This window comes from Psychrobacter sp. Marseille-P5312 (assembly GCF_900291405.1).
GTDB lineage: Bacteria > Pseudomonadota > Gammaproteobacteria > Pseudomonadales > Moraxellaceae > Psychrobacter > Psychrobacter celer.
Window position 1 is genome coordinate 2,446,566 of sequence record NZ_OLML01000001.1, and the last position, 19,397, is coordinate 2,465,962.

At 45.4% G+C, this 19,397-nt stretch carries 19 protein-coding genes; 9 read left to right on the forward strand and 10 right to left on the reverse strand.

What is annotated here, in order from left to right; genetic code table 11:
• The first annotated feature begins 70 nt into the window (after positions 1-70).
• From pdxH to C6W44_RS10585, 3 genes are all read left to right on the forward strand, one after another.
• Complete coding sequence (gene pdxH, locus C6W44_RS10575) at positions 71-715, forward strand: pyridoxamine 5'-phosphate oxidase (RefSeq protein ID WP_199774522.1); 645 nt, start codon at positions 71-73, stop codon at positions 713-715.
• Between the two features lie 414 nt (positions 716-1,129).
• Positions 1,130-2,245 carry an alanine racemase gene (locus C6W44_RS10580; protein WP_105245502.1) on the forward strand — a complete coding sequence of 372 codons (1,116 nt, stop codon included), beginning with the start codon at positions 1,130-1,132 and terminating at the stop codon, positions 2,243-2,245.
• Positions 2,246-2,368: 123 nt separating this feature from the next.
• On the forward strand, positions 2,369-3,709 hold the full coding sequence (locus C6W44_RS10585) for a D-arabinono-1,4-lactone oxidase (RefSeq protein WP_105245504.1): 1,341 nt from the start codon (positions 2,369-2,371) through the stop codon (positions 3,707-3,709).
• 131 nt (positions 3,710-3,840) lie between these two features.
• Here C6W44_RS10585 and C6W44_RS10590 read toward each other — a convergent pair whose 3' ends face one another.
• The 5 genes from C6W44_RS10590 to C6W44_RS10610 form a co-directional block, all read right to left on the reverse strand.
• Positions 3,841-4,473, reverse strand: a complete 633-nt coding sequence (locus tag C6W44_RS10590) for a glutathione S-transferase family protein (RefSeq protein ID WP_105245506.1) — start codon at positions 4,471-4,473, stop codon at positions 3,841-3,843.
• 66 nt (positions 4,474-4,539) lie between these two features.
• The gene (locus C6W44_RS10595; protein ID WP_105245508.1) at positions 4,540-5,217 is read right to left on the reverse strand and encodes a type 1 glutamine amidotransferase domain-containing protein; all 678 of its coding nucleotides are present in this window, start codon (positions 5,215-5,217) and stop codon (positions 4,540-4,542) included.
• A gap of 169 nt (positions 5,218-5,386) precedes the next feature.
• Positions 5,387-6,436 carry an NADP-dependent oxidoreductase gene (locus tag C6W44_RS10600; protein WP_105245510.1) on the reverse strand — a complete coding sequence of 350 codons (1,050 nt, stop codon included), beginning with the start codon at positions 6,434-6,436 and terminating at the stop codon, positions 5,387-5,389.
• Positions 6,437-6,536: 100 nt separating this feature from the next.
• Positions 6,537-7,754, reverse strand: coding sequence for an iron-containing alcohol dehydrogenase (locus C6W44_RS10605; protein ID WP_105245513.1), 1,218 nt, complete (start codon positions 7,752-7,754; stop codon positions 6,537-6,539).
• A gap of 230 nt (positions 7,755-7,984) precedes the next feature.
• The gene (locus tag C6W44_RS10610) at positions 7,985-8,602 is read right to left on the reverse strand and encodes a TetR/AcrR family transcriptional regulator (RefSeq protein WP_105245515.1); all 618 of its coding nucleotides are present in this window, start codon (positions 8,600-8,602) and stop codon (positions 7,985-7,987) included.
• Positions 8,603-8,910: 308 nt separating this feature from the next.
• Here C6W44_RS10610 and C6W44_RS10615 point away from each other — a divergent pair, with 308 nt between their 5' ends.
• Positions 8,911-10,407, forward strand: a complete 1,497-nt coding sequence (locus tag C6W44_RS10615; protein WP_105245517.1) for an aldehyde dehydrogenase family protein — start codon at positions 8,911-8,913, stop codon at positions 10,405-10,407.
• 117 nt (positions 10,408-10,524) lie between these two features.
• On the opposite strand, the gene C6W44_RS10620 is transcribed toward C6W44_RS10615, so the two are convergent.
• The gene (locus C6W44_RS10620) at positions 10,525-10,755 is read right to left on the reverse strand and encodes a hypothetical protein (protein ID WP_100749732.1); all 231 of its coding nucleotides are present in this window, start codon (positions 10,753-10,755) and stop codon (positions 10,525-10,527) included.
• Positions 10,756-10,981: 226 nt separating this feature from the next.
• Between C6W44_RS10620 and C6W44_RS10625 the strand changes: the two genes are divergently transcribed.
• From C6W44_RS10625 to C6W44_RS10635, 3 genes are all read left to right on the forward strand, one after another.
• Positions 10,982-12,211 (forward strand): NnrS family protein, encoded by a 1,230-nt coding sequence (locus tag C6W44_RS10625; RefSeq protein WP_105245519.1) that lies wholly within the window; start codon positions 10,982-10,984, stop codon positions 12,209-12,211.
• Positions 12,212-12,238: 27 nt separating this feature from the next.
• The gene (locus tag C6W44_RS10630; RefSeq protein WP_105245521.1) at positions 12,239-12,769 is read left to right on the forward strand and encodes an Rrf2 family transcriptional regulator; all 531 of its coding nucleotides are present in this window, start codon (positions 12,239-12,241) and stop codon (positions 12,767-12,769) included.
• A 299-nt stretch (positions 12,770-13,068) separates the two neighbouring features.
• Entirely contained in the window at positions 13,069-13,512 is a 444-nt protein-coding gene (locus C6W44_RS10635; protein WP_058024525.1) for an SRPBCC family protein, read from the forward strand.
• Between the two features lie 46 nt (positions 13,513-13,558).
• On the opposite strand, the gene C6W44_RS10640 is transcribed toward C6W44_RS10635, so the two are convergent.
• The 3 genes from C6W44_RS10640 to C6W44_RS10650 form a co-directional block, all read right to left on the reverse strand.
• Positions 13,559-13,870: a DUF1244 domain-containing protein gene (locus tag C6W44_RS10640; RefSeq protein WP_105245522.1), complete on the reverse strand. Its 312-nt coding sequence runs from the start codon at positions 13,868-13,870 to the stop codon at positions 13,559-13,561.
• Between the two features lie 63 nt (positions 13,871-13,933).
• Entirely contained in the window at positions 13,934-14,677 is a 744-nt protein-coding gene (locus C6W44_RS10645; RefSeq protein ID WP_105245524.1) for a hypothetical protein, read from the reverse strand.
• A 179-nt stretch (positions 14,678-14,856) separates the two neighbouring features.
• Positions 14,857-15,630: a hypothetical protein gene (locus tag C6W44_RS10650; protein ID WP_105245526.1), complete on the reverse strand. Its 774-nt coding sequence runs from the start codon at positions 15,628-15,630 to the stop codon at positions 14,857-14,859.
• Between the two features lie 231 nt (positions 15,631-15,861).
• Between C6W44_RS10650 and C6W44_RS10655 the strand changes: the two genes are divergently transcribed.
• Positions 15,862-16,473, forward strand: a complete 612-nt coding sequence (locus tag C6W44_RS10655; RefSeq protein ID WP_105243882.1) for an IS607 family transposase — start codon at positions 15,862-15,864, stop codon at positions 16,471-16,473.
• Entirely contained in the window at positions 16,470-17,624 is a 1,155-nt protein-coding gene (locus C6W44_RS10660; RefSeq protein ID WP_105245528.1) for an RNA-guided endonuclease InsQ/TnpB family protein, read from the forward strand. The genes C6W44_RS10655 and C6W44_RS10660 overlap by 4 nt, the downstream gene beginning before the upstream one ends.
• A gap of 194 nt (positions 17,625-17,818) precedes the next feature.
• On the opposite strand, the gene C6W44_RS10665 is transcribed toward C6W44_RS10660, so the two are convergent.
• Positions 17,819-18,766, reverse strand: coding sequence for a dienelactone hydrolase family protein (locus C6W44_RS10665; RefSeq protein WP_105245530.1), 948 nt, complete (start codon positions 18,764-18,766; stop codon positions 17,819-17,821).
• Positions 18,767-19,397: the final 631 nt, after the last annotated feature.

Below are 19,397 nucleotides of genomic sequence, written 5' to 3' on the forward strand. Positions count from 1 at the left end.
GTTAAAGGTTATGATAATCAATCATGATCAGCAGTCACACTGTATATTATATAAAGGAGTTGCCATGAGTATGGATTTTACCGATCAGCGTTTGTCATACGAAAAAGGCGTTTTAGATCAACAGTCAGTCCCCACCTCTCCATTTGAGCTACTCGGTGCATGGATGACTGAGGCGATTGAGCAAAAAGTACAAGAGCCTTATGCCATGAGTCTGGCCACTTGCGGCGCGGATCTTAAACCCAGCGTCCGTATCGTATTGCTGCGTGAGATTACTGAGACAGGGGTGGTGTTTTATACCAATTATGACAGCGCTAAAGGGCAAGATATCAGTGAAAACCCCAACGCTGAAGTGTTGTTTTTCTGGCATGAGCTAGAGCGTCAGATTCGCATCAGTGGCCGAATTGCCAAAATAGACGCGGACAAGTCAGCGGCTTATTTTCAAAAGCGCCCTCACGACAGTCAAGTTGGCGCATGGGTGAGCGAGCCACAAAGCGGAGAAGTGGCTGATCGGGAAGTGATGGAGCAAAAATTTGCGCAGTTACAAAACCGCTATCCCAGTGACAGTCCGGTGCCAACGCCGACGTTTTGGGGCGGTTATGAGATTACTGCTGAACACATCGAGTTTTGGCAGGGGCGCGCCAGCCGTATGCACGACCGTATCGTCTATAGCAAAGACGATAACAACAACTGGCAGACCAAGCGGCTATTACCATAGCTAAGCACGCTTTTTGCAACCACCGACTTCGTCCTTTTGTTGCGCCATTTATTGCTTAATATTCATCATTACCGCAGGAGACCCAAGTTTCGCTTGGGTCTTTTTTTTGTCGGTGTAATCGGTACCATGGCGATACTATTGAGGGTGATGATACAGTTGAGAGAAAAAATAACGGACAAGTGTTTTATTTTATCGCTGAGATGCTTGACGGCGTTATATTCTCGGTTCACACTATGATGCGGATTGATAGAGGTTTGACTCGGTAATTGTAGCTCTATAATTGTTAGGGCGAATACCACTGAGTAGGCGAGTACCATTAAATATTATGCTGTGTCCTCAGTTTAACCATCAATCTAAATTTGAACCTATAAAAGACATAGGATAGTGTCTGCTCGTTGTGACAAGGAAGGCAAAATGGATTTTGTATACATCATTCCACCCGAAAGTCCACAGGCATGGCTCGACATCGATGCGCTCGATCACAATATCGCGCTGGTCAATCAAAAAACCCAAGCCGTCAATCTGCGTCTAGCCACCAAGTCCATACGCTCCATCGATGTTTTACATTATATAAAAGACAGATCACCTCGTTTTATCGGGCTTATGTCCTATGCGGCCGATGAGTCCGTCTATCTGCTCGAAAACGGCTTTGACAATATTCTCTGCGCTTATCCGACCTTAGATACCATCAGCGTGGCAAACACCCTTAAATACACCCAGCAGGGAGCGGTGATGGTCTGGATGGTCGATCGTCCGGAGCATGTGGCGGTATTGGAGCGCGTTGGTATCGAGCACGGCGTCAAAATCGATGTCTGCTTGGATGTCAATATGTCGATGCCACTGCCAAAACTATATTTTGGCACCAAACGCTCGGCACTGATGCACAAAAAAGACATCAAAGCGCTGCTTAAGCACATAAAAAAGTCAGATCATATCAATCTCGTCGCTGCGATGGGTTACGAGGCACAAATTGCAGGCTTGCCCGAGCATTTACCAGGCAAGGCGTTGTTGACACCTGCCATCAAACTACTCAAACAACGCTCCCAAAAGCAAGTCAGTCAGCGCCGCGGTGCCATGGTGAATTGGCTAAAAAAACAAGGCTATGCGTTGCAGCTGGTCAATGGCGGCGGCAGTGGCAGTATGGATTTTACCGCATGTCAGCCTGAGATTACCGAGGTGACAGTAGGCTCAGCCTATTATAAGCCTGCTTACTTTGATTATATGGAGAGCATGCAGGACTTTCGAGCGGCAGCAGGGTTTGTGTTACCGGTAACGCGCCAGCCTGAAAAAGACGTGATCACGTGTCATGGCGGCCGCTTTATCGCTTCAGGCGCCGTAGGCATCGACAAAGCTCCTGTGGTGCATTATCCCGCTGGCCTCACCATACTCAATGACGAGGGGTTTGGTGAGGTGCAAACGCCCATGAAAATGGATAAACGTACCGTGTCAGAGACAAGCCTAAAGATTGGCGATGCGGTTTGTTTGGTGCCGCCATGCCAAAGCTGGCGAGCTCTGCGAGCATTTCAATGAGCTGGTCTGCTATGAAGGCGCTGGTCAGATGCCGCAGGGCACAGCTGAACGCGCTATAAACCATACTTCTATCCGCCGCAAGGATGCGGGGACAACGATGACAACCTACCGAGGAGACGGCAGATGTTTTCATTAAAGCAGTGGCAAGCAAATAACGACTGGCAAAACTGGGTAGGCTATGAGCGAGCACAGCCAGAGCAAAAACTGATGCCCGCCTCGGTAGCAGAGCTGCAAGATATCATCAAGCAGGCAAGAAAAGATAAAAAACGTGTGAGAGTCACGGGCGCGGCGCATTCTTTTAGTGGTTGCGCCAAACCTGAAGAGATTGCTATCAGCTTGCATCATATGCGCGGGCTTATCTCAGTGGATACCGAAGATAAGCTGGCAACGCTACATGCAGGCACGTATCTACATGAGATTGGCGAGGCGCTAAAAGCGCATGGCCTTGCGCTTGAAAACATGGGCGACGTCCAAGCGCAGACCATCGCAGGTGCGGCCAGCACGGCAACCCACGGCACAGGAGTGACTCTTGGTTCTATCGCCGATCAAGTGGTGGGCTGGGAGTGGGTAGATGGGCGCGGCGAGCTGCACCGTCATCAACGCGGCAACCCGCAGACAGACGATTTGGGCAATGCGCTGCATGTCAGCCTCGGCATGCTAGGCATCTTTACCAAGCTGACGCTCAGAGTCGTCGATCTATATGGTTTACAAGAGCGCAATGAAGTCATGGATTTTGCCGATGGTTTGGCAAACTTTCATAAAAACGCCCAGTCGCATCGTCATTTAGAGTGGTTTTTATTTCCTGGCACCAATAAATTACAGCAAAAAACGCTCTCGGTCATTGAGCCAAAACCGATGAGCCACGCGCAAAAGCTCAAAGATACGTTTGACAGCGTGGTGACGCTCAATGGGGCTTTTTATGTGCTGTGTGAGCTTGCGCGCTTGAACCTTGAATGGAGCAAAAAAGTCAGTCAAATATCCGCCAACTCTATTCCCAACACTAGGCGAGAGGGCTACAGTTACGAAGTATTTCCGACCCCGCGCGGCGTAAAATTTAACGAGTCGGAGTATTTTATTAAGCTCTCAGATTTTGATGCTTGTATCACTGAGGTCAACCAAATCTTGCTCAAAGACAATAAACACTCACATTTTCCCATTGAGGTGCGCACCCACAAAGGCGAGACAGGAATGCTTAGCCCAACCCAAGGTGAGGACTGTGCGGTGTTGTCTTTTCACGTTTATAAAGGTATGGACTGTGAGCCACTGTTTAAATGGTTGTATGAGTATATGAAAAAATGGCAGGGTCGCCCGCATTGGGGCAAGGTCAATAAGCTCGGCCATATAGAGCTACAAAACCTTTATCCTAAGCTCAATCGGTTTTTGCAAATACGCCGTGAGTACGACCCAGACAATGTATTTATGAATCGCTGGCTTGAAGATAAGTTTTTAAATCATCGCCTATAGCGTGCCTATTTGTGAATGTTCAACACGCACTGACCAGAACACAAAAAACAGCTCTCTGCAGAGCTGTTTTTTATCCGCTATCCCTATGCTAGGCCACAGCTAGCGTAGGCTAGTCGATAACCAGTAAAAAGCTAACCAATAGACTGATCGTAATTGACCTCTAAGCGCATGCTACGCTGATAGCTATCGAGGCTAGACAGCTGCAACGCATATTGCTCGATATGCGGATAGTCTGCCAGAGCATGACGTTTGGCCAGCATAATCAAGTCAAACGATAGCATGAAATCAGCACCGCTTAGCTTATTGCCAACGATAAAGGATTTATCTTTCACCTCATCGTTTAGGTAGCTGAGCAATCGATGCTTTTCGGTGCTGATATAGCCATCTAAAAACGCATTGTCCTCCACGCCTGCTTTTTTGGTAAAAAGCTCGAGCAGCAGCGGTAACATCAAAGAGCTTTCGGCAAAATGAATCCACTGCAGATAAGTGCCATAATCGCTACTATCGGTCGCAGGGCGCAGGCGCTTGGGCGCAAAACGCTCAATCAGCAGCTCAGTGATAGCGCCTGACTCTGCATATAACTGACCATCCATCTCGATAACCGGAGACTTACCCAGTGGATGGACTGCTTTTAGGCTGTCTGGGGCCAGATGCGTTGTCGTATTACGCTGATGGCTGATGATTTCGTAAGCGACGCCCAGCTCTTCTAATAGCCATAGCGTACGTAATGAGCGTGATTGATTGAGATGATGTAAGCGAATCATGATGCCAGCCTTCTTAGAGAGTCCATTTCCATTATATAAAACACCGAAATATAAATCACCAAACGCTTAACCGTTCAGTTTCATCATTAAGCGTTTTGCTGCTTCTTCTGATGATGCTGGGTTTTGACCCGTAATCAATAAGCCGTCTTCGACGACAAAAGATTCCCAGTCCGCCGCCTTTTTGTAGTGACCGCCATTGGCTTTTAGCATATCCTCTACCAAAAACGGCACCACATCAGTTAGGCCGACGGCGTCTTCTTCAGTATTGGTAAAACCTGTCACCGTCTTGCCTTTGACTAAGTACTCACCATCGACTTTGACGTTTTTGAGAGCAGCAGGGGCATGGCAAACCAAGGCCACAGGCTTGTCTTGCTTGATAAAACTTTCAATCAAGCTGATAGAGTCCTGGTCGACAGCCAAATCCCATAATGGACCATGACCACCTGGATAGAATACGCTGTCGAAATCTTCAGCTTTCATATCCGCAAGTTTTTTGGTATTGGCAAGGTGCTTTTGCGCCTCGCTATCTTCTTTGAAGCGCTTAGTATCTTTGGTTTGAGCGTCTTCGGTATCGCTACTAGGATCAAGCGGCGGCTGACCACCAGCAGGAGAGGCGAGTGTGATGTTGGCACCAGCGTCCAAAAAAGCATAGTAAGGCGCAGCAAATTCTTCTAGCCAAAAGCCTGTTTGTTTACCGGTATCGCCGAGTTTGTCGTGCGAGGTGAGTACCATTAAAATATTCATAATTGTCCTTTTTATGTCTGTAATTTTTAGCCTAAGCTAGGGCGTGTCCTTATTTTACAAAGGGTGCTAAATAAACCGAGCCCTAACATTATTACGGGCTAACACCTAGTTTTCAGTAGCGGTTTTAACCCGTTATGTTGAAAAGTCGTTACTTGATTAGGGACTTGAGTTATTGAACGTCAGCGACTTTGATGACGGTTTTACCAAAGTTTTCACCATTGAGCATTTTGACAAAAGCATCAGGTGCATTGTTTAAGCCGTCAGTGATGTGCTCTTTGGTTTTCACCGCGCCTGATTCTACCCATTTACCCATAGTCTCCAAAAACTCTGGGAAATGATCGCCGTACTCTTCAAAGATAATAAAACCTTTGACTGTCAAGCGTTGTCTTAAAATCAGACCCATCAGCATACCCAAGCGATCTTTACCCTCAGGCAAATCCGTGGCGTTGTACTGTGATACCAGACCACATACAGGGATACGCGCATGGGCGTTGAGTAGGGGCATCACCGCGTCAAATACTTTGCCCCCGACGTTTTCATAATAGATGTCGATACCATCTGGGCAGGCATTTTTTAATTGTTCGGCGAAGTCATCGGCTTTGTGGTCGATACAGACATCAAAACCCAGCTCCCGAACCGCAAACTCACATTTATCCGCGCCGCCTGCGATACCGACCGTACGCAGTCCATACTGATTGCCCACTTGTCCGACGGTGGCACCGACAGGGCCGGTGGCCGCAGCAACGACGAGCGTCTCGCCTTTTTGTGGTTTACCGATATCGGTCAGACCCATATAGCCGGTAAACCCTGGCATACCAAGTACGCCCAGACCGTAAGAGGGGTTTGCCATGTCTTTGTCTAGCTTGACCACGCCTTCACCATTACTGACGCTATAATCCTGCCAGCCTGAATTGGACACGACCAAGTCGCCCGCGGCAAAATTGTCGATATTGGACTCGACCACTTGTGCAACTGTGGCACCCATCATCACATCGCCCACTTCTAGCGGATCGGCATAGCTTTTGGCGTCGCTCATACGTCCGCGCATGTAAGGATCTAATGATAAATAGACGGTGCGCAGTAGCATTTCGTCATCTTTGGGGGCTGGGATATCGCTGGTTGCCATATCAAAGTTTTCAGGTTTTGGCTCGCCAGTTGGGCGACTGGCCAATTTAATTTGACGATTTGTTGTTTGATTTTGTTGGGCATCAAAGCTCATTTTAAGGATCCTTTTTTGTTATTGATTGATGGTTTTAGATCGAGCAGCCAATAAACGAAGCATGGCTGCCGATAGTTATTCACTGATTATGAAAAGACCATTAAGCCGTGCCAGTTAGCGCCCGCTCTAAGATACGACGTGATACCGTTAAGTCATTATCTTTATGCTCACCCAGCTTTACCATATTATGAGCGTCAAGCTGCTGGATGATAGGGTCAATCGCTGACTCATCGAGCGCGGCATCTACGAAGCTGACAGGTAAACCAAGGCTACGGAAAAAGTCCTCGGTATATACAATAGCAGTTTCGATAATGCTGTCATCGTCTTGTTTTGTATCAGTATTGCTGTCGATGGCCCAAACGTTACGAGCGTATTGAAGCAGTTTTTCTTTTTTGCTGTCTTTGAGCTCACGTAGTACTGATGGCAGTAAGATAGTCAGCGTGCGGGCGTGATCGATACCATGTAGCGAGGTCAGTTCATGGCCGATCATATGCGTTGTCCAGTCTTGTGGTACGCCGACGCCGATAAGACCGTTTAGCGCCATGGTCGCTGTCCACATGATGTTTTTGCGAGTTTCGAGGTTTTCTGCATCAGCTTTTACCGCCTGACCTTCTTCGATCAAAATCTTTAACAGGCTCTCAGCAAACGCGTCTTGCACCTTGGCGTTGACAGGGTAGGTGAGATACTGCTCCATCACATGGACAAACGCATCTGCCACCCCGTTCATCACTTGGCGCTCAGGCAAGGTGAGTGTTTTGGTCGGATCTAAAATAGAAAACCTAGGATAGGCAAGCGGGTTGCCAAATGGTAGCTTGGCCTGACGGTCACTGTGATTGACCACGCCGCCTGAGTTCATCTCTGAGCCAGTCGCAGGAATGGTCAATACTGCGCCTAGCGCCACCGCTGAGTCTATATCTTTGCAATAGCTGGTCAGCGCTTCCCATGCCTGATCTCGTGAGACCGTACCATCTTGCGTGGTCAAAGAAGACACAAGGGCGACAAACTTACTGCCATCAATCACTGAGCCACCGCCAACGGCAAGCAAAAAGTCGATGTCATGCTCATTGACCATATCCGCCGCTTTTAGCAGAGTATTGAACTCTGGGTTTGGCTCAATGCCGCCAAACTCAAAGATATCGCGCTGACCGTTGGCTTTGAGCGCTGTTCTGACTTCATCCAAGGTGCCCGTGCGCTCAGCTGAGCCACCGCCATAAGTGATGAGTACGCGAGCATCTTGCGGGACAAGCTCTGATAGTTCTTTGATTTGCCCTTCACCAAAGACGATGCGTACGGGATTGTAGTATTGAAAATTATTCATAAGATTCCTCAGTCAATGTCGTTTGTCTGATAAAAAAGACAGCAAAAATAAAATCACTTATCTTTTACGATGGCGCACATTGTACATCAATTAGACCGGTCGTCTAGAAGTGTTTACAAAAAATACTTATAAATCAGAAATCTTATTTACTCAGCTTACTCAGTATAGGCAGGCTGGCCGTCGGGTGATATCGATATCTACTCAAAAAAAGACGACGATAAGCGGTGGGCTTAGCGTCCCATTTGGGAGGTGGTCATTTGCCATACTTCTGCCAGTGGTGTGTTGGTTTGACTGGTCTTGGCGATTAAGCTGGCACCAAGCCACGCAAAATACCAGCGTTTTGCCATGCTCTCAGCAGCGATATTCTCAGGGCGGGGCACCGACTGATCTGCCCAGCCAGCTTTGATTTGCTCAGTCAGCCAACTAATGATTTGTTGATAGCCAGCGTTTAGGGCAATACGCATCGGCTCAGACAAATCAGCGACCTCGGCACTGAGCTTGACCACAAGGCATTTTTCGTGATCGCAGCCGTTTTGCTGGGTGTCATACCAGTTTTGAAAATAATCATAAAGCTTTTGCTGTGCGTTACTGTGACGACGACCAATGGTATCCAAACGCGTTTTATAGTTAACAAAATAGTGACTGATGATGGCTTCGCCGAAGGCTTCTTTTGACGTAAAGTAATGATAAAACGAACCTTTCGGGACGCCAGCGGTGTCTAGTATTTGTTTGATACCCACGGCGGTAAAGCCTTTTTTGGCAATGAGCTGGTAGCCGACATCGAGCAGGTGAGTTTTAGTATCAGGGGGAATGGTCGTTGCGTTGGCAGACGTTAAGTTGGTAGACATAGGGAGATGTTCTCTTATTATAGGGTTTGAAAGAGTTAAGCTAAACATTGGCTACATCAGTCAGTGATTATATGACGGTGAGTCTTGTAGCCGTCATGCTACGATAGGGGGCTTCCCTTTATTATATATTATACGTTTTATTGATATGTGTTTTGATGCTATCAAGGATAGGCTCGTTACGTTTGTTCAACACAGCAGATGGCCAAATACGTTTCGTCACTATATTGGCCATGGTAGCATTAGACCAGTCGTCTAGCAAGTTGCTATTATTTTTACTACTTTATTATATAAGATAAATAAGGATAATTATGTCAACCAATACCAATAATCAAATCGGCCAAAACCCGTATGAGGATTTTCATCTACAATACATCGCAGGCGAATGGCAAAGCGGCCAAGATGATAGTGTCAATACCGATATCAACCCCTACAGTGGCGATACACTGGTGGAGATTCAGCAGGCCACCAAAGAGCAGCTCGACACCGCCTATCAAGCAGCGCATGCGGCACAAAAGCGCTGGGCGCAGCAAACCCCAGCCGAGCGAGCCGCTGTCTTGTATAAAGTGGTCAATATTTTGGACCAGCGCCAAGAAGAAATCGTAGATTGGCTTATCAAAGAGTCGGGCAGCACCCGTATCAAGGCGATGGTAGAGTTTGGTAGCGCGCGAGCGATTACGCTAGAGGCGGCTACTTTTCCCAATCGTGTCCATGGCCAGATTCGCCCATCCAACACCGCTGGTAAAGAAAACTTTGTATACCGTGAGCCAATCGGTGTCGTGGCGGTGATTAGCCCGTGGAATTTTCCGCTCCATTTGACTCAGCGCTCTATCGCTCCTGCGTTAGCACTGGGTAATGCGGTGGTGCTAAAACCTGCTAGCGATACGCCGATCACTGGTGGCTTGCTGCTCGCCAAGGTTTTTGAAGAGGCAGGCTTGCCAAAAGGCTTGCTGAACGTAGTCGTCGGCGCAGGTAGCGAGATTGGCGATGCTATCGTTACCCATGATATTCCAAGTTTTGTGTCATTTACAGGCTCGACCTCGGTCAGTAAGCATATCGGTGAGTTGGCCAATGGCGGCGATTATATCAAGCAAGTTGCGCTAGAGCTGGGCGGTAACAGCCCGTTTGTGGTCCTAAAAGATGCTGATATCGAGCAAGCAGTAAAAGCGGCCGTCTTTGGTAAGTTTTTACATCAAGGTCAAATCTGTATCGCTATCAACCGCATCATCGTCGAAGATGACATTTATGATGATTTTGTGGCGAGTTTTTTGGCGCATGTTAAGACACTAAATGTCGGCGATCCAAACCAAGAAGATACGGCAGTTGGGCCTATCATCAATGAAAAACAAGTCAAGTCACTAAAAGAAAAAATCGCCAAAGCCCAGCAACAAGGCGCCAAAATGCTATTAAGCGGCGAGATTAAAGGACAACAGGTGGTGCCGCCGCACATCTTCACCGAAGTCACCCGCGAGATGGACTTGTCGCGCAATGAAGTGTTTGGGCCGCTGGTCGGTATCATTCGTGCCAAAGATGAAAAAGATGCGTTGTCCATTGCCAATGACTCGATGTATGGGTTGTCTAGCGCTGTCTTTACAGCAGACATGCAAAAAGGCCTGCGCTTTGCGCGCGATATTCGCGCAGGTATGACACATATCAATGACATCTCGGTCAACGATGAGAGTAATGTACCCTTTGGCGGTGAAAAGAACTCAGGTATCGGCCGCTTTAATGGTGAATGGGTGCTCGAAGAATTTACCAGAACGCACTGGATTTCTATGCAAAACGAGCCGCGTCAGTACCCATTTTAATTGCTTCATGCGCCGTGCTTGCTCAATGAACGCAAAAAAAAGACCGCCATCAGTGCGGTCTTTTTTTTGTTTAGGATAAACGAAAGGTATAATAAGCGAGAGGTATGATAGCTGAGATTAGCGAGAGTGAAAGCCGAGTAACGCTTCAATCTCTTCGACCGTCATTTGTCTGACAAGTGCCTGCTCTTCTACCGATAGACGGTTGGTATGCTCTTTGATCATTGTATAAATGCTACGCGAAATCTCAGAGGTCGTCGCATAGTACATTTGAGGTTGTTCTTTGGTAAGGGTGGTCAAAAATCTGTTGATGATTTTGCGTTTCTCGTCCGCTGCATGTTCTTCAGTCATAATAGTCTCCTAGAAGAGAACTATTTAAGCAGTCGGGGATATGAGAGTCAATAACAGGAGTGTAATGGTCGCTGTCACAATATCTATCACAACCTCTATATCAGTTATGACCTCTGTTATGACAACGGATAAATGACTTTTTAACAATGGTATTGTATAAACAATAACATTCATTTAATATGAATGTTATAGCGCTATCTTTTAACTCTATATTAAGAAAACAGTTATGCACACTATCAATCTACCCAGCAAACCACCAAGCTCACCGCATCCTATTCTCAATCTTAGTTTTCGCGTTTTCTTTAGTGGGGCGGCAGTCTTTGCAGTACTTATCATGACTTTATGGGCGTTCGTTTTTACCGGTCATACTGATATCGACGCGCAGACATTGAATCCGCTGTATTGGCATGGTCATGAGATGATTTATGGTTATGCTTTAGCCGTGGTCGCAGGTTTCTTATTGACCGCTGTGCAGACTTGGACTGGGGTGAAGATGCCTTATGGCTATAAGCTGCTAGCTATTTTTAGCTATTGGTTAATCGCGCGCTTGAGCTGGTTGGCCTTTGGCTTAGGTCTAGATATTGGTGCGGGGCTACTACTATTAGCGGCTATATTCGATATGTTGTTTGTCGCCTCAATGGCGTGGGTAGTGTTTCGAGCAGTACTGCAAGTTAAGCAATACAAGCAAATGGGGATTTTGGCCAAACTTGCGCTACTCACTTTAGGCAACGGACTGTGCTATTGGGGCATTTTTGCTAATGATATGACTGTCACTAAGATAGGGGTGTATTTAGGGTTTTATCTAATTATCGGCTTAGTGTTGACGATTGGCCGGCGCGTGGTACCGTTTTTTATTGAGCGCGGATTGGCCTATGATGGCATTGATGTCAAAGTACGCAATAGCAAATGGCAAGATGTCTTGAGTCTGGTTTTTTTCTTGACTTTTTTTATCACTGATCTATTTTATCCTAACAAATATCTGCTCACTATCACTGCTCTTGGGGTGGCTATAGTCAATCTCATACGTTTAGCCGGTTGGTATCACCCAAAGATCTGGCAAAAGCCTTTACTTTGGTCATTGTATTTAGCGTTTTTTGGCATGTGTTTGAGCTTTATCTTATACGCTTTGCAGCCTTGGCTTGGCTTTAGTCACAGTCTGGCGGTACACGCTTTATCTATCGCTGGCGTTGGTATGATGACACTGGCGATGATGGCGCGAGTATCACTAGGGCATACAGGGCGCAATATTCATCAGCCGCCAAAGATGGTCAATGTGATGTTTGCGCTCATGGTATTAGTATTTGTCAGCCGCGCATTTTTACCCATTATCGCTGTCGAACATTACTTATTATGGGTGATGATTGCGCAAGGCGCTTGGATTAGCTGCTTTGTACTATTTTGCATCAGCTATTTACCGATATTGTCCAAGCCCAGACCAGATGGTTTGTTTGGTTAAATTTGAATTGTTAAGGAGCATTTGCCCATGAAGTTGACGAACTATAGTGATTATGCGCTGCGCTCCTTAATCTATCTAGCCGTAAAGCCTGAGCCACAGGCTTTAGCGAACATCAGTGATATTGCTAATAGCTATGATATCTCGAGAAGCCATCTGACAAAGATTATTCATCAATTAGGTCAATTGGGTTATATAGAGACGATTCGCGGTAAAAATGGCGGTATCAGGCTTGCCCGTGCGCCTGAAAATATCAATTTAGGTATACTCATTAAGCAGATAGAGCCGGACTTTGCGTTGGTTGAGTGCTTTGCGGCAACTGTACCTAAGACTGATGCCACGACGCAACAAGGCTTACCGATAACCTTGATTGATGAAACGGCTGATGAGACAGCTAACAAGGCCTCATCAGTTACAAAGCAAGGCTGCGTCATCAGTCCTGTATGCCGATTAAAGGGGGTGTTTTTTGAAGCCCTTACTGCTTTTGTTAGCGTTTTAGAGGGCTATACTTTAGCTGATATCATTAATAATAAAATTGAATTAAAGGCTTTGTTATCTTAATTCAGTATTCGTGCTAAACATCAGAAGCGATAAAACATCTGGCTCGGATGCATATAAGCAGCGATATCATGTAATAGCGTACTGCTTTGTAGTAAAAGTTGTGCTATAACAATATATAACTAGCCTAAATATAGTCGATGCGCTCTAAAAAGCGCATAGCGCTACTGGGATGAATTTTGCGCAGCCTCTGGGAACGCAGCACGCAAGTAAAATTTATACCAGTAGCGCGTTTAAATTTATATAACAGTTTTATTTTCAACTGACTATAGCTTCTCATTTCCCATAAAAGAGATAATCCGATGTTTAAAATAAAAGTAGAGCGTACCGTAAATAAACCGATTGATGAGGTGTTTGAAGCCATAAGCGATCATGCCAGTTATGGATTATTCAAAGCGGTAGGGACGGCTAAGCTACTAACAAAAGGCGATGACGAGCGTAACGGCGTTGGTGCTTTACGTACCATTCAGACGGGGCCAGTCAAATTTTGGGAGCGAATTACGGCGTTTGAGCGTCCGACTCATATGCAGTACAAGATTGAAAAAGCCAGACCTGTTAAAGTGGATCACCGCAAAGGGAGCATAGATTTAAAAGATTTAGGCGATGGTACTACGCAGGTAACATGGATATCTGAAGGTCGATTAGTGATACCATTACCCCTGATCGGCCGCTTGCTTGATCGCAAGATGCAAAAACAAGGTACGGTAGGATTTAGTAGTATACTCAAATCCATAGAAAGCCGCTAATTTAGCGGCTTCGTCTATTTTAAATTTTGAGCTTTATCTCGTAATCTTATTCTGCTTTGTTCTTAGCCGCTTCAAGCTCATTGAAGCGCGCTAACTGCTCAGGTGTGGCTGGCTGTTGATACTTCTGCTTCCACTCAGAGTAGGGCATACCATAGATCAGCTCACGAGCTTCTTCATAGTCGATGTCGATACCACGTTCCTCGCCAGCCGCTTTATACCACTTGGACAAGCAGTTGCGACAAAAGTCAGCAAGGTTCATCAGCTCGATATTTTGTACATCTTTACGCTCATCTAAATGAGCCAATAAGCGACGAAATGCCGCTGCTTCTAGTTCGATATTGGACTCTAGTTTTGCCATAGTTTTTCCTTATCTTTACTGTGCATCTATAAATGCAGAGGCTTTTATTAAACTTAATCTTCCTTAAGCATTTTCAAGCTTAGGGCGAGCCTTATTTACGGCTTTAAGTAACGCTTTTTCAAACTCGCCTTGTTTAAACTTGACTAAGTAAGAGTGCGCGGCGCAGAAGTTACGTACATCCCAATCGTGCGCTATTTGTGTTGCCCAGTCGCAGTACTCTTTACCTGCATTCGGCTCGTCTTTAAGCGCTTTTTTGGTTGTGGGATGTAGCATCACCTCAGGCAACATTTTTTCAAGCAATTTAGAAGGAGGGCTCATAAAGGTATCATCAACATGCAAGCTTTTACTAGCAGGATGATAGGCTAATAAGGAGCCTGCATGAATCATCTCATTAGGCGAGATGTAATAAACCCCTTGTGACATTGAAAATTCAAGCTCAGGGTAACGCTTAGCGACCACATCACTCTCGACCAAGTCTTCACTCCAGTCCACCTCTGGTACGTGTTTGGCATGGCGACGACTGCCGTAAAAGGTAGCTTGCGGGAAATCTTGTGCCATCTGTGCGCAGTGAACCGTGTGGAATGGATGTACGTTCAGTACCGCTTCGACGTCTTGACCGTTATTAGTCAAGGCCATCACTTTATCGCGCACTTCACCTGTCAGCTTATAGCTGTCTAAGAAGATAAACTTGCCGGACTCTAATTTAATAAGCGAGCACTGAGTACCAATATTGATAACGCTGCCAATGCGAAAGTCGCCGCGAATGTTCCAAAAGCCTGAGCCTAGATCATGTATCTTTTCTGCCATGGTTATTATCCTCAATGATGTTAATAATTTTAATTGTAAACTCTATGATAGTACATCATTTGATAAACAAGTCACTAGTAAATAGTAATGGATTCAAGCCGCTAGTATCGTTGCACAGCTTTTATAACTTGTACCAAGCTTTACAGTTGCCGTAACTGCATATTGATTAGGCCTTTCGATTAAGTCTGGCTAGAGGCCGCTTCTAAATCAGCGCGCGCGTTATCAATTCTCGATAGCAATGCAGCTTCAAACTCACCTTTTGCAAAGACGACTAGACCAGAATGGGCCCCGCAAAAGTTACGCACCTCTCGCCACTCGTGAGCAAGCTTTGTCGCCCAGTCGCAGTATGCTTTGCCAGCGTCAGGCTCATCTTTTAATGCTTTAAGTGTGGTCGCATGTAGGTTGATACCGGCTTGCACATCATTAAACTTCTTTGATGGCGGTATCTCAAAGGTATCGTCGACATAGATGCTTTGACTGGCAGGGTGATAGACGAGAAGCGAGCCTGAATGTACGGAGTCGTCTGGGGCGATGTAATAGATACCTTTTGGTTGTGAAAACTGTAGCTCAGGGTAGCGCTTAGCGACAGCGTCGCTCTCAACTAAATCCGCGCTCCAGTCAACCTCTGGCACTTCTTGATGATGACGGCTGCTGCCGTAAAAGGTGGTGTGTGGAAAATCTTCGGCGACTTTCGCGCAGTGCACCGTGTGAAAAGGATGTACATTGAGCACGGCTTCAATATCTTTACCATTATTGGTCAGCGCCAGCACTTGCTCGCGTACCTCACCAGTTAAAGTATAGCTATCTAGAAAAATAAACTTCCCTGATGCTAGCTTAACGAGCGCTGATTGATTACCGATATCGACCATACCATTTCTGACAAAAGAGCCTCTAATGTTCCAAAACCCAGCGCCTAGGTCATGTATCTGATCTTTTTTAAATTCTTCTGACATATAAGCCTCTATAGTGAATGACGTTCACGAATGTATAAAAGTAGCCTTTTAAGTGGTTTTTTGAATAATTCTTTTTATTCATTCGGGAACCATAATACGCTTAATTAGTTAGACTTATCCCCACGGTAACTTTTGTTGTACAGGGTTGCAAACAGTTAAATAAAATACATACAAACCTACCTATTTATTACCATAATAGATAGATTATATCTATAATATAGAGAGCAAGTTATGGGGAAACTGGTTAGTATTGGGGAGGCTGCCAAACATTTCGGGGTTGCTCAATCCACATTAAGACGTTGGGATGAGGATGGTACGTTAGTCGCCAAGCGAACCGAAAACGGGCATAGGCGATATGATTTAAGTGAAATCAGACCGCATTCCTTGAATACACCACCTAAATTAGACCGAAAAACCATTGCTTATGCTCGTGTGTCGAGTCGTGATCAAAAAGACGACTTACTTCTCCAGTCTCAAGTTTTGGAACTTTATTGTGCCAGGCAAGGCTGGACTTTTGAGACGATTACCGATCTTGGTAGTGGAATGGATTATAAAAAGAAAGGCTTAAAAAACCTGCTTGATGACATACTGAGCAATAAAGTTGAACGGCTGGTAATTACCCATAAAGACAGGCTTTTACGATTTGGTGCAGAACTGGTTTTCATGTTGTGTGAGGCTCGTGACGTTGAAGTGGTAATAATCAATCAAGGTGAAGAGTTGAGTTTTGAGCAAGAATTAGCCCAAGATGTATTGGAGATTATCACCGTATTTTCAGCGAGGCTATACGGCTCTTGCAGCAAGAAAAACCAACAATTAATAGAGGCGGTTAAAAAAGCATTATGATCCGTGGACACATTATCGAACTCAAGCCAAACAACGTACAGGCAAATCACCTTGCTCGTGCTTGTGGCGTGGCGAGAAAAGCCTACAACTGGGCTTTGCATGAGTGGCAGCGGCAGTATGCGCTTGACAAAGCGTACCGTGATGCGTGTTTGGCCGCAGGCGTTGAGGTTGATACTAAAAATCTAAACAAGCCCTCACAGGCGAAGCTCAGACGCGAATTGAACGCCATTAAGCGTGAATTATTCCCCTATATGCTGGAAGTGACCAAATGCGCTCCGCAGGCGGCAATCATGCAGTTGGGTGATGCTTATAACAACTTCTTTAAAGGCTTAGCGAAATACCCAACCGCTCGTAAAAAAGGCCGTGACGATAGATTCAGTTTATCCAACGACCAATTTGCCATTAAAGGTAAATCCATTCGTATCCCAAACTTGGGCTGGGTTCGCTTAAAAGAAGCTTTACGTTTTGACGGCAAGATCATGTCAGCCACCATCTCTAAACGTGGCGGTAAGTGGTTTGTTAGTGTGGCTGTTGAAATACAAAAAGCTGTAATTCCTACTAAAAAGACAGGTAAAAGCGTTGGTGTTGATCTTGGTATTACCGACTTACTGGTTTTATCAGACGGCACTAAAATTAAAGCGCCAAAACCACTTCAAGCAAACCTTAAAAAACTAAGAACGCTAAACAAAGCGCTCAGTCGCACTAAAAAAGGCAGTAAAAACAGAGAAAAAGCGAAAACCAAGCTCTCTCGTTTGCACTATAAGATCAGGTGTATTAGGCAAGAGTCTCTCCATCAAATCACAACAAGTCTGGTTAATGAGTTCGATGTGATTGCGATTGAGGATTTGAATGTCAAAGGTATGGTTAAGAACAGGCGGCTATCAAGAGCTATCAGTGACTTGGGTTTCTTTGAGTTTAAGCGACAGCTTATCTACAAAGCCACTGAGCAAGGCAAGGTTGTGAAATCAGTCGGACCCTTCTACCCAAGCTCAAAAACCTGTTCAAACTGCAATCATATCCTTGGTAAAGATGAGCTAACATTGAAAATGCGTGAGTGGTTGTGCCCTAACTGTCAGGTTTCTCATGACCGTGACCTCAACGCCAGCATCAATATTTTAAATAACGCGACTGTTATTTTAACAGCTGCATAATCCTGTTTATTGGACGGTGAGTTCCATCGCCAATTAAAAAAGTCTGTGGAGTCGTGGTCAGTCTAAATCTCAAATGAGAAATAGCGCGTGACAATGAAGCAGAAAGAAAACGTCAAATCTATCTAATAGTCAATATTGGCTAGGTTTGAGTAAGATTTTTGGAACGGAACATACAAGCCAAGTATGTAAGTCAGTTACGGACAGTCAGCGTAATCATAATTCGATATACGCGGGCTTATGCTATAGTCTTCTCGACCACATAAGAACTGATCAAAGCGGGTATCGCCATTGATATGACGCTGCATCCACGCGATACTAGGCTTGCTTAGTAGCTTTTCATTCAAGCGGTAACTTGGACAGAGATGGCTGGCGTTATTGACCTCAATATTCATCTTAGGCCCTGTCGCTTGTTTATAAAACAAGTTGGTATACTTGTTATTAGCCGCAATAACATCGTACTCACAGGAGATAACAAAAGTCGGCGTTGTTACTTCACCATAGCTTCTATCATGATAAGGGGCGAGTGGCATAATGGCGCGTACGTTGCTACGCGTAGATGCCAGTTTGAGCGCGCCGCCCCCGCCCATGGACCAACCAATTGCCCCTAAGCGATCAGGATCTACTATATTGCCTACTGTATTATCGCTGATTACATAATCTAAAGCGTGGCTTAGCTGCTTAGCGCGGCTATCGGGTCTATCATAAATAGAGTCGGTATTCATTGTAATCACGACAAAGCCCCAAGCAGCTAGGCGGGGTCCCAACCATTTAATCGACGATTCATAAGAGACGTAGCCAGGTATCACAGCAATTGCGCCCAAACGTCCGCAGTTGCCAGCGTTAGTCGGATAGTAAATAGTGCCACCGCCAAAGCTGTCTACTAACTCACGTGGTACTTTTTTGCTAGCAATGTTAAAGGGTCCGTTATTTTTTGTTTGACTTAAATTATCAGCGCTAATTGCACTGTCAGGAATACAAGTGACATCTTGGTTTAGCGATGCTACCGACGCTGAGGTTGGCGTTGGCACTGTCTGTGTCGTTTCTGTTAGTGCAATCTTAGCTGAAGCAGGCGCTGTAGACAGTAGCGCGTAGGTAGCTATTGTGGTTGTAGCTATACTCAAACGCGTTAGGCAATTCATCATAGTAGTTGTCTTTTGATAGTTGTCTTTTAAAAAGTTCAGTGCATGGATTAATAGTCAATCTTAACAAGAGAGTAAGCTGATAAAAGCCGATTTATAGTAGGTTTTAATAGTTAATATGTCAAAGGGAGCGATGTATAAGCTTAGGACTTGTTGGACGTTGTTTTTGCTGGACGTTTAAGAATGTCCATACTCAGATAGAACACCGAGCCACTTGAGAGCCTAGGTGATAAGTATTAATAACATTTTGTGCCCTTAAAACCGATATCGCTCGTGCTATAGTGCTTCATTAATTAACAAGCGCTAAGGGTTAGTAGGTATAGTCGATACACTCTAAAAATGTCATAGCGCTACTGGGATGAATTTTGCGCAGCCTCTGGGAACGCAGCACGCAAGTAAAATTTATACCAGCAGCGCGTTTAAATCCATAACAGTTTTATATTCAGCTAACTATAATTAAAATACCTAGAGCGCTACTTTCTTTTTACTTACGCTTTTTAGCGTCCAATATAGTCAGTACTATTTTGAAACCAATACATCATACAACAAGTCGCAACGTCGCCGACGCTCACCACTCAAATGGCGAGAGAGCATATCACGTAAACACGCCACACCATTCGCCTTCGTGGGTATT

Bases quoted from the DNA above. Each gene is read 5' to 3' on its own strand.
- C6W44_RS10625 (WP_105245519.1), top strand. From the start codon at position 10,982: ATGCACACTATCAATCTACCCAGCAAACCACCAAGCTCACCGCATCCT.
- C6W44_RS10640 (WP_105245522.1), bottom strand. From the start codon at position 13,870: ATGGCAAAACTAGAGTCCAATATCGAACTAGAAGCAGCGGCATTTCGT.
- pdxH (WP_199774522.1), top strand. From the start codon at position 71: ATGGATTTTACCGATCAGCGTTTGTCATACGAAAAAGGCGTTTTAGAT.
- C6W44_RS10630 (WP_105245521.1), top strand. From the start codon at position 12,239: ATGAAGTTGACGAACTATAGTGATTATGCGCTGCGCTCCTTAATCTAT.
- C6W44_RS10580 (WP_105245502.1), top strand. From the start codon at position 1,130: ATGGATTTTGTATACATCATTCCACCCGAAAGTCCACAGGCATGGCTC.
- C6W44_RS10645 (WP_105245524.1), bottom strand. From the start codon at position 14,677: ATGGCAGAAAAGATACATGATCTAGGCTCAGGCTTTTGGAACATTCGC.
- C6W44_RS10615 (WP_105245517.1), top strand. From the start codon at position 8,911: ATGTCAACCAATACCAATAATCAAATCGGCCAAAACCCGTATGAGGAT.
- C6W44_RS10635 (WP_058024525.1), top strand. From the start codon at position 13,069: ATGTTTAAAATAAAAGTAGAGCGTACCGTAAATAAACCGATTGATGAG.
- C6W44_RS10665 (WP_105245530.1), bottom strand. From the start codon at position 18,766: ATGATGAATTGCCTAACGCGTTTGAGTATAGCTACAACCACAATAGCT.
- C6W44_RS10600 (WP_105245510.1), bottom strand. From the start codon at position 6,436: ATGAGCTTTGATGCCCAACAAAATCAAACAACAAATCGTCAAATTAAA.
- C6W44_RS10590 (WP_105245506.1), bottom strand. From the start codon at position 4,473: ATGATTCGCTTACATCATCTCAATCAATCACGCTCATTACGTACGCTA.
- C6W44_RS10610 (WP_105245515.1), bottom strand. From the start codon at position 8,602: ATGTCTACCAACTTAACGTCTGCCAACGCAACGACCATTCCCCCTGAT.
- C6W44_RS10605 (WP_105245513.1), bottom strand. From the start codon at position 7,754: ATGAATAATTTTCAATACTACAATCCCGTACGCATCGTCTTTGGTGAA.
- C6W44_RS10585 (WP_105245504.1), top strand. From the start codon at position 2,369: ATGTTTTCATTAAAGCAGTGGCAAGCAAATAACGACTGGCAAAACTGG.
- C6W44_RS10595 (WP_105245508.1), bottom strand. From the start codon at position 5,217: ATGAATATTTTAATGGTACTCACCTCGCACGACAAACTCGGCGATACC.
- C6W44_RS10620 (WP_100749732.1), bottom strand. From the start codon at position 10,755: ATGACTGAAGAACATGCAGCGGACGAGAAACGCAAAATCATCAACAGA.
- C6W44_RS10650 (WP_105245526.1), bottom strand. From the start codon at position 15,630: ATGTCAGAAGAATTTAAAAAAGATCAGATACATGACCTAGGCGCTGGG.
- C6W44_RS10660 (WP_105245528.1), top strand. From the start codon at position 16,470: ATGATCCGTGGACACATTATCGAACTCAAGCCAAACAACGTACAGGCA.
- C6W44_RS10655 (WP_105243882.1), top strand. From the start codon at position 15,862: ATGGGGAAACTGGTTAGTATTGGGGAGGCTGCCAAACATTTCGGGGTT.